The 20,096-nt window shown below is 34.6% G+C and carries 15 protein-coding genes; 10 read left to right on the top strand and 5 right to left on the bottom strand.

Translation table 11 applies throughout. The features are described from left to right. Positions 1-462: 462 nt before the first annotated feature. A complete protein-coding gene (locus ACY2V1_RS07595) occupies positions 463-2,229 on the bottom strand; it encodes a DUF505 family protein (RefSeq protein WP_461834198.1) in 1,767 nt (588 codons plus the stop codon). A 760-nt stretch (positions 2,230-2,989) separates the two neighbouring features. On the opposite strand from ACY2V1_RS07595, the gene ACY2V1_RS07590 reads away from it, so the two are divergent. From ACY2V1_RS07590 to ACY2V1_RS07550, 9 genes are all read left to right on the top strand, one after another. Further along, positions 2,990-4,177: an acyl-CoA dehydrogenase gene (locus ACY2V1_RS07590; RefSeq protein WP_461834197.1), complete on the top strand. Its 1,188-nt coding sequence runs from the start codon at positions 2,990-2,992 to the stop codon at positions 4,175-4,177. Between the two features lie 26 nt (positions 4,178-4,203). Next, complete coding sequence (locus ACY2V1_RS07585) at positions 4,204-5,406, top strand: CaiB/BaiF CoA transferase family protein (RefSeq protein WP_461834196.1); 1,203 nt, start codon at positions 4,204-4,206, stop codon at positions 5,404-5,406. Positions 5,407-5,432: 26 nt separating this feature from the next. Further along, entirely contained in the window at positions 5,433-6,467 is a 1,035-nt protein-coding gene (locus tag ACY2V1_RS07580; protein ID WP_461834195.1) for a TRAP transporter substrate-binding protein, read from the top strand. A gap of 128 nt (positions 6,468-6,595) precedes the next feature. Then, positions 6,596-7,099: a TRAP transporter small permease subunit gene (locus ACY2V1_RS07575; protein WP_461834194.1), complete on the top strand. Its 504-nt coding sequence runs from the start codon at positions 6,596-6,598 to the stop codon at positions 7,097-7,099. A gap of 17 nt (positions 7,100-7,116) precedes the next feature. Next, on the top strand, positions 7,117-8,424 hold the full coding sequence (locus tag ACY2V1_RS07570; RefSeq protein WP_461834193.1) for a TRAP transporter large permease: 1,308 nt from the start codon (positions 7,117-7,119) through the stop codon (positions 8,422-8,424). Positions 8,425-8,440: 16 nt separating this feature from the next. After that, positions 8,441-9,616, top strand: coding sequence for an acyl-CoA dehydrogenase family protein (locus ACY2V1_RS07565; protein ID WP_461834192.1), 1,176 nt, complete (start codon positions 8,441-8,443; stop codon positions 9,614-9,616). A 235-nt stretch (positions 9,617-9,851) separates the two neighbouring features. Next, entirely contained in the window at positions 9,852-11,162 is a 1,311-nt protein-coding gene (locus tag ACY2V1_RS07560; protein ID WP_461834191.1) for an alkaline phosphatase family protein, read from the top strand. A 71-nt stretch (positions 11,163-11,233) separates the two neighbouring features. Next, on the top strand, positions 11,234-13,327 hold the full coding sequence (locus tag ACY2V1_RS07555; protein WP_461834190.1) for an ATP-dependent helicase: 2,094 nt from the start codon (positions 11,234-11,236) through the stop codon (positions 13,325-13,327). Positions 13,328-13,393: 66 nt separating this feature from the next. After that, positions 13,394-13,735, top strand: coding sequence for an ArsR/SmtB family transcription factor (locus ACY2V1_RS07550; protein ID WP_461834189.1), 342 nt, complete (start codon positions 13,394-13,396; stop codon positions 13,733-13,735). Between the two features lie 60 nt (positions 13,736-13,795). On the opposite strand, the gene ACY2V1_RS07545 is transcribed toward ACY2V1_RS07550, so the two are convergent. From ACY2V1_RS07545 to ACY2V1_RS07530, 4 genes are all read right to left on the bottom strand, one after another. Beyond that, positions 13,796-14,707 carry a DMT family transporter gene (locus ACY2V1_RS07545; protein WP_461834188.1) on the bottom strand — a complete coding sequence of 304 codons (912 nt, stop codon included), beginning with the start codon at positions 14,705-14,707 and terminating at the stop codon, positions 13,796-13,798. Between the two features lie 18 nt (positions 14,708-14,725). Continuing rightward, the gene (locus ACY2V1_RS07540) at positions 14,726-17,503 is read right to left on the bottom strand and encodes a PAS domain S-box protein (protein WP_461834187.1); all 2,778 of its coding nucleotides are present in this window, start codon (positions 17,501-17,503) and stop codon (positions 14,726-14,728) included. 16 nt (positions 17,504-17,519) lie between these two features. Continuing rightward, a complete protein-coding gene (locus ACY2V1_RS07535; RefSeq protein ID WP_461834186.1) occupies positions 17,520-18,302 on the bottom strand; it encodes a J domain-containing protein in 783 nt (260 codons plus the stop codon). An 80-nt stretch (positions 18,303-18,382) separates the two neighbouring features. Beyond that, positions 18,383-18,844 (bottom strand): YkgJ family cysteine cluster protein, encoded by a 462-nt coding sequence (locus ACY2V1_RS07530; protein ID WP_461834185.1) that lies wholly within the window; start codon positions 18,842-18,844, stop codon positions 18,383-18,385. 148 nt (positions 18,845-18,992) lie between these two features. Here ACY2V1_RS07530 and ACY2V1_RS07525 point away from each other — a divergent pair. Further along, on the top strand, positions 18,993-20,096 hold a 1,104-nt coding region (locus ACY2V1_RS07525), incomplete at its 3' end, for a M24 family metallopeptidase (protein WP_461834184.1).

Raw genomic sequence — 20,096 nt, 5'->3', positions numbered from 1 at the left:
AGATTGACATTGATAATTGGAGCAGGAGTCAAAGTAGATAGTTCTTGCAAGAGTTTTGTTTTCCCGCAACCTTAGAGGCCAACCAACAAGATCAACCGAAAATAAAGCTCTTTGACTTTACTGATTTTTTTTATGACATGGTTTGCCAGAGATTTATTCACTATTATCCTCATAAAGGAGGATGCTCTATGGTTGAGAGTAAAATTACTTTGCCTAAAGTTAAAGATTTTATCAAGGATTTAATTTTAGTTCCTTAGGATATTTTGTCGTGTTCTTTTAGGGGGCAGGACAAATGCTGTATAAGGAGGAAGTTCTGTTAAAAATTTGTTTTGACTTTTGGTGGATATTACATATCTTGTCAAACTCGCCCTAGAGGGATAGAAAAATAAAGTTTTTAATAATAAAGGGAGTCTTTTATAAAGACTCCCTTATTTTTTGTTTTCAATGAATTATACTGAGGTGCTAAATTTCTATTTCTTCCCAGAGGACTTTTATACTCTTCAGTTGCTCTACCCCTTCTATAAGCAGTTTTCCAGCAGTTGTTAATTTTTCTCCCTTAATATACATTAAAGTTCTCAACTGTTGAATTGTGTCTTTGAGCACTTCAGGATCAAGTAAAGACTCCCTTTCTACTTTTTTCCATTCTATACGCCCATTTTTTATGTTGTTCTGAATAGAGGCCAGAAGTCTTAATATGTGGGGCGTAACATGATATACAATGTTGGGCGGTACAACAGACATGGCCCTTTTAAATATTTCCCCTGGTCTTGTTATTTTATATAGACCACCTGGCAGAAGATCAACCAAACCATTTGCCACTAGCCTCCCAAGTGCTTTTTTTACTTCTTTTACATCTTCTTTGGAAAGTCTTCTTATAATGGAATCCTCAAATTCTCCTTTTATAAAAGAGATGGTGTCCAACACTTTTCTTTGCATTGTGTCTATCATAGGAAGTCTGTCTATATTGCTGGCAAGGTAAGAAAAAATTCTACCTGAAGAGGTTGGGTACCCATTTCCAATAAGTTTTTCTCTCTCTCCTATTTCCACCCAGTCATCTGCTGGAGATAGATTTTCCATTCTGGTAGTGGATATAGCCATAATAGCTTTAGAGCTTATAGATGAAAAATTATATCTCTTCCTGTCTTCTAATATTTTTTTACCCAATTCTGTGAGTTCAAAGACGAGTTTTCCATTTACTATACTTTCTGATTTTACAAGAGAATAACTTTCCAATACATGCAGACTTAAAAGGTGATCTATTTCCCTTTCATATTTCTTTGCAAGTTCTTCTTTTATCTGCTTATAAGAAGGATATATATCAGGATTCTCTTTATTTTTAGTCCAAAGCTCATCTATAATGCCAAGGCATAAAAAATCATCTTCATCTATTTGCACAGAGGGATTAACTGATATAGGTCCTTCAAACAAAAATTTAGCTGCCATTAAAAGATGTTTTCCTGCTGGAAGCAGATTATTTTGATCATCTATTACTCCGATTTGCAAAAGCTTTTCCTTTTCAGCTTCACTCAATGATTCGAGACCAAGTAAAGAGAAAAGTATTTCATCAGTTAATGGAAAAGAAAAGGTGAGTCCCTTTATAAGGCCAGCTCTTATCTGTTGTCCTGCTCCTGTTAAAGAATAATTGTTTCCATAAGGCACAGAAAAAGTAAGAAGTCTCATTGCTTCAAGTTGAAATATATCTTGTTTTTCCAGTTCTAAAAAGGACTTTTTTCCAGGTCCTGGAGGAATCTTCTTTATTTTTTCCGCAAGTGCAGGAGAAATAAACAACGACGGTTTTGCAGTTTCATACGCTTCAAGTATGGACTCTGCTACAGGCATAATTCGTCCATCTTTTACCATTCCTCTTTTAGTAAGTTCTTCTTTTATTTCAGCATGTTCTTCCACATTTCCCTGGGCAAACTTTGCAATTTGAAGCATTGAAATTATTTCAGAACCTATTATTTTTGAATTTTCTTTCCATTCATACTCCTTTCCCTGGGCTTTTACATTGGTTAAACACTCATTTATTGCTTCTAACAAAAGATGTCCGCTTTGCGTAAGTTCAAATGTTCCATCTTCTTCAGAGACAATTCCCGCAAGCACTAAATGAAAAAGATATTCTAAGTCTTCATCTGTAAGCTCATCAAGCGCTTTATCCAATACTGTTCCCTCGCCCCATTTCTTTTTAATCCTTTGAATAAGTTCAAAATGTTTCTTGGTGATTATCATTTAAAATCCCCCTTTTTATTATTGTAATTTTTTTATCTCAAGGTCTCTTATCTTCTAGAAAATTTTTGTATAGCAACGTTTCTAACTACCTAAATTTGAGGTAATATATTTAGACCACAATAAAAGTCTGACCTGTAGAAGTAACTATAAGGTTAATACTTATTTATTAAAAGTAAAGGTGAAATTTCAAATTTAGTATATTTCCACTTACAAATGAGTAGCAGGATATTGATATAGAGCTCCCAAAAATTTGGATACGTTTTGAAGGTAGAGTTCGGCTTGCTTTTTTGTTCCTTTTTGTTTTTAAGCATCGACTATTTAGGTATTGATGTAACTTTAAAAACTGTTTACAAGCTACTAGTATTAATACTTTTTTTTATCTTGCATTGTTAATCGAGCTTTTATGTAACTACCATTGCCCAGGCGATGTGAGAGAATTAAAAAAACTTTAAGTATCTCCCACCACTTTGTACCGTAAATTGCAAAAATGAGATTATTGTTTGCAAAAATGCAAAAAATATAGTCTTTTGAAATATAAGAATATTTAACCCTTCTTAAAAATAATTTTTTAATTTTGCAAAACTCATTCAACCTAGAATCTGTTCTAGAAGTTATTTCTCGGTCAAAAAATCAAAGAAATAATACAATTATGAAATGTGGTTTATTCTTGGTATAGATTTTGTTTTAATAAACATAGTTAGAATAGCAAACTTATGACCTGATATGAGACCAATGAAAAAAATAAAAGGGAGGATCTATTATGGCATTCAGAGGAATTGATTTTTTTAAATTGGATGATGTCTTTTCAAAAGAAGAGAAGTTAATAAGGAAATCAGTAAGGGAATTTTTAACAAAGGAAATCGAGCCCTTAATAAAGGAAGCATTTCATAAAGAGGAACCAATTCCTTTTAAGAAAATAGCACCTAAGATGGGTGAGCTTGGTATGTTGGGTGCGTTTTTACCAGAGGAGTATGGTTGTCCTGGTGGTAATTACGTAGAATTTGGTCTTATTTGTCAGGAAGTTGAAAGGGTGGACAGTTCACTAAGGAGCTTTGTTGCTGTTACTTCTGGACTTGTTATGTATCCAATTTGGAAGTTTGGAGATGAAGAGCAGAGGAAAAAATATCTTCCAAAACTGGCTAGTGGAGAGATAATTGGTTGTTTTGGATTAACAGAGCCAAACCACGGTTCAGATCCTGGTTCAATGGAGACCACGGCAAAAAAAGATGGGAATGAGTGGGTATTAAATGGAGCAAAGACATGGATAACAGAAGCTGACATTGCTGATGTTGCGGTGGTATTTGCAAAAGATATAGATAGTGGAAGGATTAGAGGGTTTATAGTGGAGCGGGGTACCCCTGGTTTTAGTCAATCTGCGATAACTCAAAAGGGATCTATGAGAGCAGGGGGAGTTGGTGAACTTGGATTTGTAAATTGTAGGATCCCTGAAAAGAATCTGTTGCCAAATTCTGGTGGCTTAAAATCTCCACTTATGTGTTTAAATCAAGCTAGATATGGAATTTCCTGGGGCGCACTTGGCGCAGCTATGGACTGTTATGAGACTGCCTTAAACTATACCAAGGAAAGGACTCAATTTGGGGAACCATTGGCTGCATATCAATTGGTTCAAGAGAAATTGGTCAAGATGTTTATGGAAATTTCAAAGGGACAGTTGGTTTCATATAGGGTTGGAAGGCTTTTAGATGAGGGAAAAGGCTCTCCAGAGTTGATCTCTTTTGCTAAAAAGAACAATGTAAGGGTAGCTAGGATGTGTGCCAGAACCGCTAGGGAACTATTAGGTGCCAATGGTATATCCTTAGATTATTCTCCAATTAGGCACATGGCAAATATTGAGAGTGTGTACACCTATGAAGGGACCAATGATATCCATACTTTGATTTTAGGTAGATATATTACAGGAATACAAGCATTTACGAGGAAGATATAGCAAATGTGATATTGGAGGAATATAAGATGCAAGACAAAAATAAGGATTATCCATTAAAGGATTTAGTTGTCCTAGAGGTTGCTCAAGCCGTAGCAGGGCCTATGATAGGGACATTACTGGGTGATCTCGGGGCCAATGTAATCCATATTGAAAGACCAGGTGTTGGTGACCTTGCCAGGAATTGGATACCTAAAAGAAAGGATCTTAGTTTCTATTTTGCTGTTGTAAATAGAAATAAGAGATCTCTCACCTTAAATTTGAGCAATCCCCAGGGAAGAGATATATTCTTAAACATGGTTAAAAAGGCTGACGTGATTATTGAAAATTTTAGGCCAGGAGTAGTTGAAAAATGGGGTATTGATTATCCAACTGTAAAGGAAATAAATCCAAAAATCATTTACTGTCATGTCTCAGGTTATGGGCAAGATGGACCATACAGGGATAGGGCTGCCTTTGATCAGGTCATGCAAGGAGAGGCAGGTATAATTAGTTACACAGGCACAAAAGATGTACCTTGTAAGATAAATGTCCCTGTTACCGACTATGTGGCTGCATTATATGGTACCTATGCTGTATTAGTTGGCCTTTTGAAGAGACAAACTACAGGTAAGGGAATGGAAGTAGAAGTATCTTTATTTGATTCTGCTGTGAATATAATGTTAAACTTACTCAATATGAGTGTAGTCGAGGGATTGGATGATAGTGAACTCCGTATGGGAGCTAAGTATCACCTTGCAACTCCTTATGAACCATATCTTGCTGGGGATAATAAATATGTAAATATATGTGTTGCCATGGAACCTCACTGGGTTGCCTTTTGTAAAGCAATAGGAATGGAAGATCTTGCAACTGATTCCAGATTTGAAACAAACGAAAAAAGACTCAAAAATAGAAATGAATTGGAAAAAATTATATTAAAGAAATTAAAGGAAAAGAGTGCAAAAGAGTGGATTAAAATTTTTAATAATGCAGGTGTCCCTTGTGGAGCAGTAAATTCCATTAAAGAGGTATTAGAACATCCTCAATTAAAACACAGAAAGACCATTCAAGAGATTGAATATCCAGGTATTGGAAAGATAAAAATGTTTAATAATCCTGTAAAGTTCTCTGATTTTGAAGTAGATATTACCCGTCCCCCAAAACTTGGTGAACATACAGATGAAATCTTAAAAGAATTTGGATATACAGATAATGAGATAAAGGGATTTAAGGAAAAAGATATTATATAAACAAAATATAAAAAAGGAGGGGAGATATGGTTACTATTAGATCTTTAAAGCCAATGTTGGTTTTATCTTTCTTTTTAGGGTTCAGTTTATTGTTTACAGGTAACGGTTTTTGCAAAGTATACAACATAAAATTTCAAATGGCGTGGCATACTCAACATCCAGAGTACAAGGCGTATCAGAAATTTATTAAAATGGTGGAGGAGGAGAGTAAAGGCAAGATAAAGTTTACAGTCTTTCCTGCAAGCCAGCTTGTTTCCAGAAAAGAGGCCCTGTCAGCTGTAAAAAATGGAATTATTGATATGCTGGCCAGTAGTGCTGCGTATTATCATGGAATGGTTCCAGAAGGTGATGTTGATTGGCTTCCCTATGTATCATCTCTTGATCGTTCCAAATTCTGGCACCTTATGAATGATCCAGGTAGTGAATTTTATAAGATAGTACATGATGCCTATTTAAAAAAGGCCAATGCTATTTTGTTAACCACTATAATATGCGGAAATGAGGTGGTTATCGGAAGAGACCACATTGCATTTAAGACCTTAGAAGATTTAAAAAATAAGAAGATTAGGGCAGCAGGTGGAGTAGCTACACGGACAGTTTTGGCTCTAGGTGCAAATCCTGTTACTATTGCAACTGGTGAGATATATCCTGCACTTCAGCGGGGCACTGTTGATGGTATAGTATTTCCTGTTTATGGACTAAAGGATTATAAATTTTACGAAGTAGCAAAGACATATACCCTTCCCCCACTCTATACGTGGAATGATGACCTTTGGATAAATAAGAGATATTTCAAGAGACTACCCAAACAGTTGCAAAAGGTCTTAAAGGATTGTGCATATAAATGGGGAAAGTGGGCTAGTTTGGAATATTGGCCAAATTATGCCAAAGAAATTCAACAATGGGTGGCAAGCAAAAAAGTAGAAAAACATCATTTTCCCCCTGAGGAAGTTGAAAGGATAAAAGGTGCAGTAAAACCTGTATCTGAATGGTACAGTAAAGAAAGTAAAGGTTGTAAAAGATTGATTGAAATTTTAAGGGAAAAGGGGTTTATAAAATAATAAAAAAAGGAGGGTTAAGATCCTCCTTTTTTTATTTACACCACAATTTTATGTCACTGCAACACTAGGTATTCAATTAATTTAATCTGGATTGATGAATTTGTTTTTAAAAAGAAAAGGGAGTCTATATGGATCAACATATGAAAGATGATCCTTATATCATAAAGGTTATATCAAAGATTGATCGATGGTGTGCAGAGGTTGCTGGATGGGTAGTTTTTGGAATGATGATATGTATAAGCTATGATGTTATAATGAGATACGCATTTAATATGCCCACAAAGTGGGCATTTGAAGTGAGTACGTATATGATGGTGGTAGTTGTGTTTCTAGGTGGGGGATGGACGTTGCCTGCTGGTGGGCACGTGAATGTTGATATTTTAATTAAAAGTCTATCCAGGAAAAAAAGACGCATAGTAGAAATAATAACCTCTATTTTTGCTCTATTTTATCTTACTATATTCACTTATGAAGGGTTTATTTTTACTTATGAGGCATTTTCTGAAAATATAAGGAGTAGTGAATATTTGGGTTGGCCACTTTGGCCCATGCGATCTTTTTTAGTAATTGGTGGCATTCTTCTATGGTTTGAGTTTCTATTTAAATTAATAAGGACCATTAGGAACGGTTAAAGTAGAAGGGGAATAATATGGAATGGTATATAGTTCTCTCTATTCTGGTCATATCATTGACCCTTTTATTACTTTTAGGACTTCCAGTTGCATTTTCTTTGGGTTTTTTAAGTATTATTTGTTCCTTTATATTTTGGCCTGATATGAGTGGTGCCTACGGGGTCGCACTAGCAGGCTATGCTCATATGAATAATTTTACCCTCGTATGCATACCGTTATTTATTCTGATGGCAGAACTTGTGATGGCAACGAGAATGGGTACTGAGACCTATGATGTGGCAGATAGATTTTTTCACAGGTTACCTGGTGGTATTGGTATGGCGAGTACGGTCTTTGGCGCAATTTTTGGTGCAATATGTGGAGCATCCACTGCTGGGACAGCTACGGTGGGTCTTGTGTCCCTCCCTGAGATGCTAGATAGGAAATATGATAGGGGACTTGCAGGCGCAATAGTGGCCTTTGCAGGAGCCCTCTCCATATTAATACCTCCAAGTGTGATACTAATCCTTTATGGCACATTATCTCAGCAATCAATAGGTGCATTATTTGCTGGTGGGATAATGCCTGGTATAGTAATGACCCTTCTTGCGGTTATTTATATTGGTATCAGGGTGTCTTTAAATCCAGAAATAGCCCCTAGAGACAGTATTCAATATACGTGGGCAGAGAAATTTAAGTCTATATATAAGGTGTGGAGTTTATTATTAGTTGTTGTTCTCCTTTTGGGGACAATATATACAGGAGTTGCAACTCCAACAGAAGCAAGTGCAGTATCTGCATTGGCTGTTTTTATTATCGCAATTATAAGGAGAAAGATGTCTTTTAAGGTTTTAAGAAATGCCCTTTTACATACAGTTAGAACAACAGCAATGATAGGATGGATTATTGTTGGAGCCACATCTTTTGGATATGTTGTAATATATTCAGGATGTGCGGCTCAACTAACATCTTGGATTGTTAGTTTATCCCTTCCAACCTGGTGTGTTGTTGGTATGCTCATGTTTGGATATTTAATAATGGGTATGTTTATTGATCCAGCTGCAATAGTTATGATGACTACTCCACTTATATTGCCTCTTTTAAAGGCATTAAATATAGATTTACTCTGGTTTGGTGTACTTATGACAATAAATATGTGTGCAGGTAATATCTCTCCACCAATGGGTTTAAATATATATATTGTAAAGGCCTTGGATGATAGAATGGATTTAAAAGAGCTTTTTTTGGCTGCTATACCATTTCTATTAATTGATGTTATAACTATACTACTATGCATGATCTTTCCAGAAATTATTACTTATTTTCCAAAGGCCTTGGGATACTAAGAAAGGAGGCTAGAATATGTATTTAGAAGACTTAAAATTACCATTTTTAACAACAGAACATCAACTCTTAAGACAGAGTATAAGGGATTTTGCTAAAAAGGAACTTATTGAAGGGTCATTGGAAAGGGACGAGAAAAATGATATTAATGAGACAGTAAGGCTTTTTAAAAAGTTGAACCAGCTAGATGTTCTTGGAATAAGGATACCAGAAAAGTATGGTGGTGCAGGGGCAGATATGTATTCTGAGCTAATCTTAATGGAAGAGTTGGGTTATGCAGATGCCAGTGTGGCGCTTACTACATTAATACATACTGGTGCAGCTGCTGCAGTTATATATGAAATGGCTCCAGAAGAATTAAAACAGAAATATCTTCCAAAGGTGGCAACTGGTGAAAAGATCCTGGCATTTGCCATGACTGAGAGTGATGTACCAGGCAGCTGGTCATCATATATGCAGACCTCAGCACGCCTTGATGGAGACCACTATTTCTTAAATGGCACCAAGGTTTTTATAACAAATGCCACTATTGCCGATCTTTTTGTTGTGTTTGCCAGGACAAATCCTGAGGAAAAAGGTCATAAAGGTATAGGGATTTTTCTGGTTGAAAAAGGTTTTCCAGGTATCTCTACTGTAGAAGAGCCATCATTTGGTGATGGTGCAGGTTCATGGGGTTCCGTGTTTTTTGATAATTGTCGTGTGCCCAAAGAAAACCTTATAAAAGACGGCCCAACTGCTTTTGCCGAGGCAATGAGGTTATTTAATTATGAGCGGATGGAAAATCCTTCCATTTGTAATGGCATAGCCCAACGTGCCCTGGATGAGACCATCTCCTTTTTGTCTCAGAGAAAAGAGCCCAAAAAAGGACTTCCATTTACTAAATCATATCAACATGTGCAATTTAAATTAGCCGAGATGTATGCAAGAATTAGGGCATCAAGGCTGATGGTATGGCATGCCTGTTTTTTAGCTGAAAATGGACACCCATTTGTGAAGGAGGTGTCTTCAGCCAAATTTTTTGCAAACGAAACCGTTAGATGGGTATGCGAACAAGCCCTTCAACTACATGGGGGATATGGGTTTTCCAAATCATTTATAGTACAAAAATTACTAAGAGACGGATTTTTTGGAGGAATTGCAGGAGGGACATTAGAGGCCTTAAAAGACAGGACAGCAAGGGAATTATTGAAATAAAAGTATCACATGTTGTGCTTAACCAGAAAAATTTAAATGAAACCTATAAATGGCTTTCTCTCCAAATCAATAAATCGGCAACTAATGATTTTAATTTGTTATTTAATCTGGGAAAATACATCAAGCAGCTTTTTAAAAATGACGACTTGTTGTATCTGATTGAATTTATTTATGTTTAGGTTATAAATCCCTACCCCTTGTATTTTTTTTGTCTTGCTGTTAAATCCCATCTTTTATGGAACATAAACACAGGCTTGTAATAATTGGTTTAGATGGGATGTCTGTATCCCAGCTAAAGTTTGTATGCAGGAAATTTTCATTAAAAAATTTGTCAGAATTAGTTAAAAATCACAATCTAATTTCCATATCCTCTGAACTTCCTGAACTATCTCCTGTAAACTGGACATCTTTTTATACTGGCAATGGACCTGAAAAACACGGAATATTTGGATTTGTGGATATAGATCCAAAATCATACAAAATTTCAATATCTGATTTTACAAAGGTAAAGTGCCCTACTATTTTTGATAAATTGGGACAAAAAAATATTATTTCAAAGGTAATTAACTTACCCAACACATATCCAGCACCTCCAATTAAGGGAGTTTTGATTTCAGGTTTTGTGGCAAAGGACCTTGAAAATTCAGTTTATCCAAAGGTCTATTTGCCCATGTTAGAAGAGATAGAATATAAACTAGAGGCAGATACAATAAAAGGCATAAAAGACCCTGAATATCTATTAAAAGAGGTTCTTCTCTGTCTTGAGTCCAAACAAAGGGTTTTAGACCTCCTTTGGCCAGATCTTATATGGGATATTTTTATTTTGATTTTTACAGAGACTGATAGAATAAATCACTTTTTGTATCCAGCTATTTTTGATGAAAAAAATCCCATACACCCAATTTGTAAAGAATTCTTTAAAAAGCTGGACATGGTTTTTGGTGACCTACTGGATAGGTATTCGCACCTCCCAGGGCCAAAAAGACTTATGGTGGTCTCTGACCATGGCTTTTGTGAATTGATTTGTGAGGTTGATATAAATGTGATACTTAAGTCCGCTGGCATGCTTTTTTTAGAGCACAAGCCTGAGTCTGAATTAGATGCCTCATTTATATCTGAGAAAACAGTAGCATTTGCACTTGATCCTGGGAGAATATATTTACATAAAAATGGTATTTTTTCGCGTGGTAAAGTGAATAAACAGGACTATAGAAAACTAACTAATGATTTAATCTCGTTATTAAAAGAAGTAGAATTTAAAGGCCAGAAGGTATTTGATAAAATATACCTTGGAGAAGAGCTCTATCCTGGTTCAAAATTTATAAATACTCCAGATATAATTGCAATTGCCAAAAAAGGCTTTGATTTAAAGGCAAAGTTTGATAGGGACTCGGTTTTTGGTCACTATGGGCGTTTTGGTTCACACTACAGAGAAGATGTCCTTTATTATGACTCCAGATTATCAGGTAGTGTTAAGAGAGTAAGGGATATAGGGCTTGAGATACTAAGGCATTTTCAAAATTCTATTATATGCGTTAGCAGGTAGATATTTATGCTTATAGGTTTATATAACTACAAAAGAAAAACGCATTACTCTTAATATTGTGGGAAGGCTTTATGATAGATTTAGAAAGAGATCTAAATGAGTCTCAACTTGAGGCAGTAACTACAATATATGGTCCTGTATTGGTGATAGCTGGGGCTGGAAGTGGCAAGACCAGGACCATTGTTTATAGACTGGCACATCTTGTGGATTTGGGTATAAGTCCATCTTCTATTTTGCTGCTCACATTCACCAAAAAGGCTGCGCAGGAGATGTTGTTCAGGGCTGGGAAATTACTTGGAGCAAAGATGGAAGGAGTAGTAGGAGGGACATTTCACTCCTTTGCTAATTTCATACTCAGGCGTTTTTCAAAGGAGATTGGATATTCATCTGATTTTACCATAATAGATCAATCAGATTCCCAGGATATCATCAAACAACTAAAGGACAGTAATAAGATTGGTAGAAAAGACAAAAGTTTTCCCAAAAAGAGCACTATTTTTTCTCTTATATCAAAAATGCGAAATAAGGAGATTTCCTTAGAAGAGGCGATTGCATCTGCCTCTTCTCACCTTTTGATTTATTTAGAAGATATAGAAAAATTATATAAGTTGTACAATGATTTTAAGAAAGAGCATAATTTAATGGATTATGATGATCTGTTATTTAATTTAGAAGAGTTGTTATTATCCAGAGAAGATATTTTAGAGTTTTTGAGGATGAGATATCAGTTTGTTATGGTTGATGAATATCAGGATACAAATTTAGTCCAGGGCAGGATTATATCTCACCTAGCTGGTAAGAATGGAAATATCATGGCAGTTGGCGATGATGCCCAATCTATATATTCATTTAGAGGGGCTACAGTTAGAAATATCTTAGATTTTACCAATGTATTTCAAGATTCTAAGGTTATTTTACTGGAAAAAAATTACAGATCAGTACAATCTGTTTTAGATTTTAGTAATGCTATTTTAAAGAATGCAACAGAGAAATATGATAAAAAACTTGTTGCTGTTAGAGAAAGGGGTATTCGTCCTCAGATTATTAAAACCATTAGTGACCAAAGCCAGGCTGTTTTAGTTGTAAATAAGATACTTGAACTATCCCATAAATACCCTTTAAATGAAATAGCTGTTCTATTTAGAGCTGGGTATCAATCATATCCTGTTGAAGTTCAATTAAATAAAAATGGAATTAAATATAAAAAATTTGGAGGTATGAAGTTTTCAGAGGCAGCCCATATAAAGGATGTAGTTGCATATCTGAGGCTTATGCTCAATTCTGCAGATTTTTTGTCCTGGCAAAGGGTATTTTGCCTGATTCCTAAAATTGGGCCAAGGACTGTAAAGAAGTTGTTTGATAGCTATTTTTCTGATAAAAGTTATTTGGTAAGTGTTTGCAAAACCAATGAAGATGTAGCAAAGATAATTTCTCTGATGAATGATTCTATGGTCAAAACTTTAAAGCCCAGGGAGATACTGGAAAAGGTGCTAGAAATTTATGATCCTTTTTTTAAGGCTGAATACCACGATGATTATCCAAGAAGACAGGCTGGGTTAGACGAACTCATGCAACTATCATCTACTTATACAGACCTAGAGGCCTTTTTGTCTGATATAACCTTAGAGCCAGTAGAACCATATGCTTTGGAAGACCCTCTGGAACAGTATGTTACCCTCTCTACAATCCATTCTGCCAAAGGTCTTGAATGGGATGTGGTTATTTTGATTGATATGGTGGAGGACAGGTTTCCTTCAAAGCTATCTCAATTTGAACCAGAGGGAATGGAAGAAGAACGCAGATTATTTTATGTGGCTACTACCAGGGCAAGGGATAGGCTCTATATCTATAGCCCTAAAACCTTATTGTCAAAAACTGGAGACCCATATCCAACAAGGGTAAGTACATTAATTGAAGAATTAGACAAAAGGGTCTTTGATGAGTTCAATGAAAATTATACTGGAACTATCACAAGGTTATCTCATAAAAAAAGTTTTGTATCAAAAAAAAATACAAGTAATGTAAATAATAAAGGCATGTGGTGTACCCATAAAGTCTTTGGCCGTGGAAAAATAATTGGTATTATAAACCCAAACAAATATAAGATCTATTTTTCAGGTTTTGGAGTTAAAGTGATTTTAAAGGACTATGTGGAAATTGAATAGGTGTCCAAGTTTGGAAGTCGACAAATTAAGATTTAAATTAGGTCCATATAGCTATATGGAGATGATATGAAAAAATTTATTAAAGTAATGAAGGCCCTATCAGACCCAAACAGGGTGAAGGTGCTTAAGATGCTTCAAACCCGCACCCTTTGCGTCTGTGAAATCCAGGCAGCCCTAAAAGTAGCCCAATCCACTGTGAGCAAGCACTTAAAGATATTGGAAGAGGCAGATCTGGTCATTTTTGAAAAGGATGGCCTTTGGGTAAATTACATGATAAATTTAGAAACAGATAATCCCTATGCAAAGAAGATGTTAGAGCTATTAGATGAGTGGCTATCTGATGACCCCCAAATAATTTCCCTTTTGGAGGAATTAAAAGATATATCAAGGGAAAAGATTGTAAAATAGGTGTGGAGATGGAAATCAAATTTTCAATATATGTATAAATGGCCATATAAATTAAATAGGCTAAGCCCCTTTTTTTGCTTTTGATATTATGCCTATGGATTTTATTGAATTAATTTTATCAAAATTTACTTCTGACATAATCATGCTGAAAACAATCAATATCCCTCCCAATAGGGATCTTAAGGTCAAAATTTCTCCCCCATAAAAATGGGCGAAAATTGCGCCAAATAAAGGTTCTCCGCAAAAAATTATAGCAGTCTTTGTTGGAATAGTAAATCTCTGAAAATAAGTCTGTGCCCAAAATGCAAAATTAGATGCAAAAACAGAACATAGAATTATAGCCCAAACTGTATTTTTATGTATCACAAATAGCTTAAAGCCATTGCCATAAAAAAGTGCACAAATGCCACTTAACAAAGCTATTGTACCCATTTGAACAAAGGCAAGGTTAAATGCATTGTTGTGTTTGGTATATTTATCTGTGTAAATAATATGAAGTGCAACACATATTGCACAAAAAAATACAATTATATCTCCTTTGTTTATATTAAAATTATTGTTTATACAAAGTAGAGCAAGCCCAATTGAAGATATTACTGAGCCAATTTTGGCATTTAATGGTATATATTCTTTAAATAAAAGACTGTTTATAATTGGGACTATTACAACATTTAGTCCTGTCACAAAAGCGGCATTTGAAGCAAATGTGTATTTAAGCCCTATGGTTTGAAATGCATAGGCTAAAAATAAAAGAGTTCCAAGAATAAGTCCATGTGTAATGGTTATTTTGTGGAATTCTTTTTTATAGAAAATAACAAATGGTATAAAAAGAAGAAAGGCGAGTAAAAATCTCTGAAATAGAAAAACATACACATCAATAAAAGATATAGCATCTTTAACAATTGTAAAAGTAATTCCCCAAATAAGAGTGACAAATATAAGTGTTATATGGGCAATGGTTTCTTTTGTCATAGAAATTGATTTTTTTTCTTAATTAGTTAGAGATGTCAACACATTTTTTACATAGGCAGCAAATTCATTGATAGTATAGGGCTTTTTAATGGCTCCTACAAATCCATAATTTTTATAATCCTTAAATATTGGATGGGCAGTATGTCCAGATGAGATGATAATTTTAGCGTTTGGATTTATTTGTAAAATCTTTTTGCCAGCTTCTATTCCTCCTTTTCCACCAACAATGGTAAGGTCAAGGACTATGACATCAAATTCCTCCCCTTTGGTTAAGGACTCCCTGTAGATTGAAATTGCCTCATTGCAATTGGCAACAACTGTAACCTCTCCCCCTAAAATAGGGACAAGCTCTTTTATTACCTCTCTATACATCTCTTCATCGTCCATAAATAAAATTTTTATACCACTTAAATTCTCTTCTTTACTATCTTTGGTGGTGACATCAATAGTCTCTTCTTTTATCGCAGGGAAATAAAGAATAAATTCAGTTCCTTTTCCTTTTTTACTTATGACCTCTATATGTCCATCGTGATTTTTTATAATATTTTTAACTACATATAATCCGAGGCCTGTTCCACCTTTTTTGGTGGAATAGTATGGCTCAAATATTTTAGGAATCATTTTTTCATCTATCCCAGGTCCCTCATCTTTTATGGATATGCGTACATACTCACCTGGGGTAAGTTCCTTTATTTCATCTTTTTTTAAAGTTACATTCTCAGCTCTTATTGTTATTTTGCCGCCACTTTCCATTGCATCTTTTGCGTTTATAATGAGATTTTGTATTACTTGATCTATTTGGGTCTCATCACCAATTATGTAGTTAAGGTCTTCATCAATGTGAAATTCTGTTGTTATACTCGTTCCAGCCAGAATTAGACGTGGCAGTGATTTAATTTTTTCTCTGTAATCAATATTCTTTTTATCAGGCTTAAATTCTGTACTAAGTAAGATCAATTGCTTAGTTAAGTTCCTTGCATCAACAACTGTTTTTTCCATTCTGTCTAAAATTTCTGCTTCAGAACTTCCCACATTTAAACGCTTTTTAAGCAATGTTAAATTTGTAATAATGGTTGCAAGTAGGTTGTTAAAATCATGGGCTATACCAGCGGATATCTGGGACATGGTATTTAATCTTTCTAATCTTATAAGTTCTGTTATCCTTTGCCTTTGCTTTGTTCCATCTCTAAATACTATTACCACTCCTATTAGCTCCCCATCCTTATTCATTATTGGAGCTCCGCTATCCAATATAGGTATTTTTTTTCCATCCTTTCTAATAAGAAGGGTATGGTTGCCAATTTCAACTACCTTTCCTGTCTTCTTTATTAATACAAAAGGATTATCAATTTCCTTTCCTGTTTTTTCAGATATAATATTAAATACTACATCTAGATTCTTTCCTAGAGCCTCTTCTTTTTTCCACCCAGTTATCCCTTCAGCAACTGGATTAAAAAATTTTATTTTTCCAGAGTTGTCAGTTGATATTACTCCATCTCCAATTGAGTTTAAGGTAGTTTCTAACTCATTTGCCAGGGCAGAGATCATTTCCTCCTGTTTCTTTAACCTAGTTATGTCCTGACACAAAAATACCACCCTGTTAGGATCACTCTTAAGTCTGGCTGAATTGGCAAGTATATACACTACAGTTCCATCAGGCCTTACATATCTGACTTCAAAACCTTTTAAACTGCCCTCTTGCATTGTAGTCTTCCTGGCCATATCTTGGAGATATCTGTCTTCAGTATGGGTCCATTCATCGATTCTTTTTCCAATTACCTCATCCTTTGACCTGCCAATTAGATTTAGGTATTCCTGATTTGCATCAATGATATATCCATCTAAGTCTCTTTCCACAAAACCCATTTTTGTTACTTCAACTATAGTGTTCAACCTATCGTATAATTTTTGTAATTCAATATTTTTCTCTACTATTTCCCTTGTTTTTTTATCTACAGTTCTTTTAAGAAAAAAGCTCCAGGTAAGACTAATCATTATAATTATAAGAAATATGGCAACTGTTATATATAGATATTTTTTATTTAAAAAATTTATTTTCTCCCCTGTCCATTTTTTTATAATAGAATTGATTTCGTTTTTTGATATTTTTTTGAATCCATCATTTATTAATCTTAAAAGTTTATTGTTCCCATCCTTTACTGCAGCACATACTTTTGATACATAAATTGGTCTTTCTGAATATTTAAAATTCTCTCCTCCATTATATTTTGACAGATAGAATAGTCCTATTGGTCTATCGCATATAAAGACCTTAATTTTTCCATTTATTGCTGATTTGACCATCTCATCAGTAGTAGAAAATGATATTAACTTTATATCTGGATAATTTGATTTAATAAAAGATTCTGCATAATCATCCTTTACCACTCCTACTAAAAAAGCTGATAAATCATCTAATGCTTGTAAACCAAATATATTTTTATGAAAAAATATCCTGGTATCAATCTGGATATATGGATTTGTAAAATCAAAGAAATTATCTCGTTCTTTACTGTAAAATATACCACCCACAACGTCATATTTGCCTGTTTTTACTCCTTTTAAAGCATCCTTCCATTTCATTAATTTATATATAACTTTTACATTTGTCTTTTTTTCCCATAATCTCCATATATCTACAAAGATGCCACGAGCATTACCTTTTGCATCTTTAAATTCAAAGGGCGCATAAGATTCATCTCCAACAACAATAATAGTCTTATTGGTGTAGGAATACACTATTTGAGAAATAAATATTGGCATTATAAAAAATAACAAAAAAATAATCTTTTTCATGATGTTGTCCTTTTAATTATTTATAAAAAATTCGAATATACAAATCTCCCTTAAATGGTCCAAGCCTTTTCCCCAGCCCTTTTAAACGAATTGCCTTTCCAACTACATAATTTTCTGGTATTTTAGTTATTATCTGCGTTGGTCTTTTTTTAAATTGGGTTATTTGAAACTTGAGTTTTGCACCTGGAATAACCTGTTTTTTCTCCAGATAAATTATATGTTCGTGGTCTAGCTGGGACTTAAGCCAATTTTTAATATTAGAAATACTAAAGATGTAAGTGATTTTTTTTACTTGTTCAATTGGGGATGGTCTTGTAATCTTCTCTTGTTGTAGATTGTTTCGGTAAATGGACCTCTTTTTTACTTCCCTGAAAATATCTTCAAATACCTGTCTTGCAAAGGGATCGTTTAATATATTTTTTAATATTTCCTCTTCGGAGAGGGAAGATGTATATGTTGTAGTCTTCTTATTTGTATGTCTTTTGGTGGAGTGCTTCTGAGATCTATATTTTTTTGAAAAAAATTCTTTTTTTGGTGTTGTGTAATATGCATTTTTCTGGATATTTTCGTAAGTTGTATATGGTTTAGATTTTCTCTCATGGGAAGGCTTCTTTTTATATTCAGAGATCAGAAATACATAAGCTTCATTTAATTCTTGAAATTTTTTAGTAGCATCTTTTAGACGTGGATTTAGGTCTGGGTGATACAAAAAAGCAAGCCTTCTATAGGCCTTTTTTATCTCATCTAATGATGCATCTTGATTAATTTTTAGTATGCTAAGTGCCCTATTTTTATCCATAATAAATTATTGAGCCTGTTACATTATTTGTGTAAATTCAAATTAAAAGTGATCTGTTATCAGTGTGTGTGATCTGTTGACTACTCACACTGACCACTCACACTGATCTTCAGGGCATTAGGTCCATTTTCCTCGTCTTTTAGAAGATTATGTTTTTTTAAAAAAAAGTAACCATATTTTTTGAATTCATCAAATTTTGTACCCCTTAAAATGCCAGGACAATACTCCTTTGCCATCAAAAAACTGTATTCATCCTCTAGATTTCCTTTAAAAAAAGGCCATGCCAGACATATATCAGGTTTTACAGGGTGAACTATACACCCTTTTTTTTCAGTGTCAAAAAAAACACACCTTCCATCTTTTTTTACAGCCAGTGATAATTTCCCATCTGGGGTTTTACATATAAATTTCTCCATAAAATCAGATGGTGTTAAGGAAAGGTATTTAGCCATCCTTTCTATCTCCCTTAAAGTCACAATTATTCCGCCTTCTCCTTTGCAGCATTCCCCACACATCTGACATTTAAAAACCTTATTTTCCATTGACAACTCCCAAAAATATTTCAAATATTTTATACATTGCTAATAAGCACAAATTTGTCTAAACTAAGTAGCCAACTGAATCTATAATCTATTTTATTTTCTTTATTTGGGCAATATTGAAAATAAAGTAAAAATGTAAGTAGGAGGGATGATGTTTGAAGCCTTGGAAATAATACCCAGAGAAGAACTTGAAATTAGATGGAACAGATTAAGGGAGCTTTTAGATAAAAATCAGCCTGAGTCTCAAGGCATACTCCTATTATCCAGGGTCCGCATATATTGGGCAAGTGGACACTTTGCAACTGGAATGTTCTGGCTCCCTAAAGAAGGAGAACCTTATCTCTTTATAAGAAAAGGGATTGAACGTGCAAGAATAGAATCATTGGTAAAAAATATATTTTCATATCGCTCCTTTTCAGATGTGTTTAAAATATTAGAGGATGATAAAAATCCGCTCCCTGATGTGTTTTCAATAGAAATGGATGGGGTTTTGTGGTCAACAGGAAAATTAATGGAGAAGAAGTTTCAGGGTAAAAAACTCTTAAGTGGTGATTCTGTAATAAATGCAGCGTGCGCCAAAAAGACCAGTTGGGAGTTGGAGAAAATAAAACTTGCAGGAAAGAGACATTATCAGGGTATATGCGAGATAGTTCCCAAAAAGATAAAGCCAAATATGAGTGAGAGGGAAATCGGCGAAGTTGTCTTGGACACGTACATGTCTCTTGGTCATAGTGGCATTATTCGTATGCAAGGGGCATATGAAGAGCTCTTTATTGGACATATTAGTGCTGGAGATTCAGGTATTTACCCAACCTGTTTTAATGGACCTGTTGGAGGCAGGGGGATCCACGCAGCAGTTCCCCATTTTGGCTACAGTGGTAAGGTGTGGAAGGAAAAAGAAATACTTATGGTGGATACTGTGTTTTCTTTAGAGGGCTATCATACAGATAAATCCCAGGTTTTTTTTGCAGGAAAAGAAAAAGATATGCCAAGAGAGATAAAAAGGGCCCAGGAATTTTGTCTTATGGTTCAGACTGAATGTGCCAAAATGCTTGTCCCAGGACAGTGTCCTGAAAATTTATATTTATTTGCCACCCAGCTTGCAAAAAAATATGGATTTGAGGATGGTTTTATGGGGATTTCAGGGAATAAGGTTCCATTTATTGGACATGGCCTTGGCCTATATTTAAATGAATGGCCACCTATTGCAAAAAAATTTATACAACCCTTTGAAGAAAATATGGTGATTGCC

It is taken from the genome of Desulfothermus sp. (genome assembly GCF_053993635.1).
Note: the sequence above shows the minus strand (reverse complement) of the source record. Positions and strands in the feature narration are given on the sequence as shown.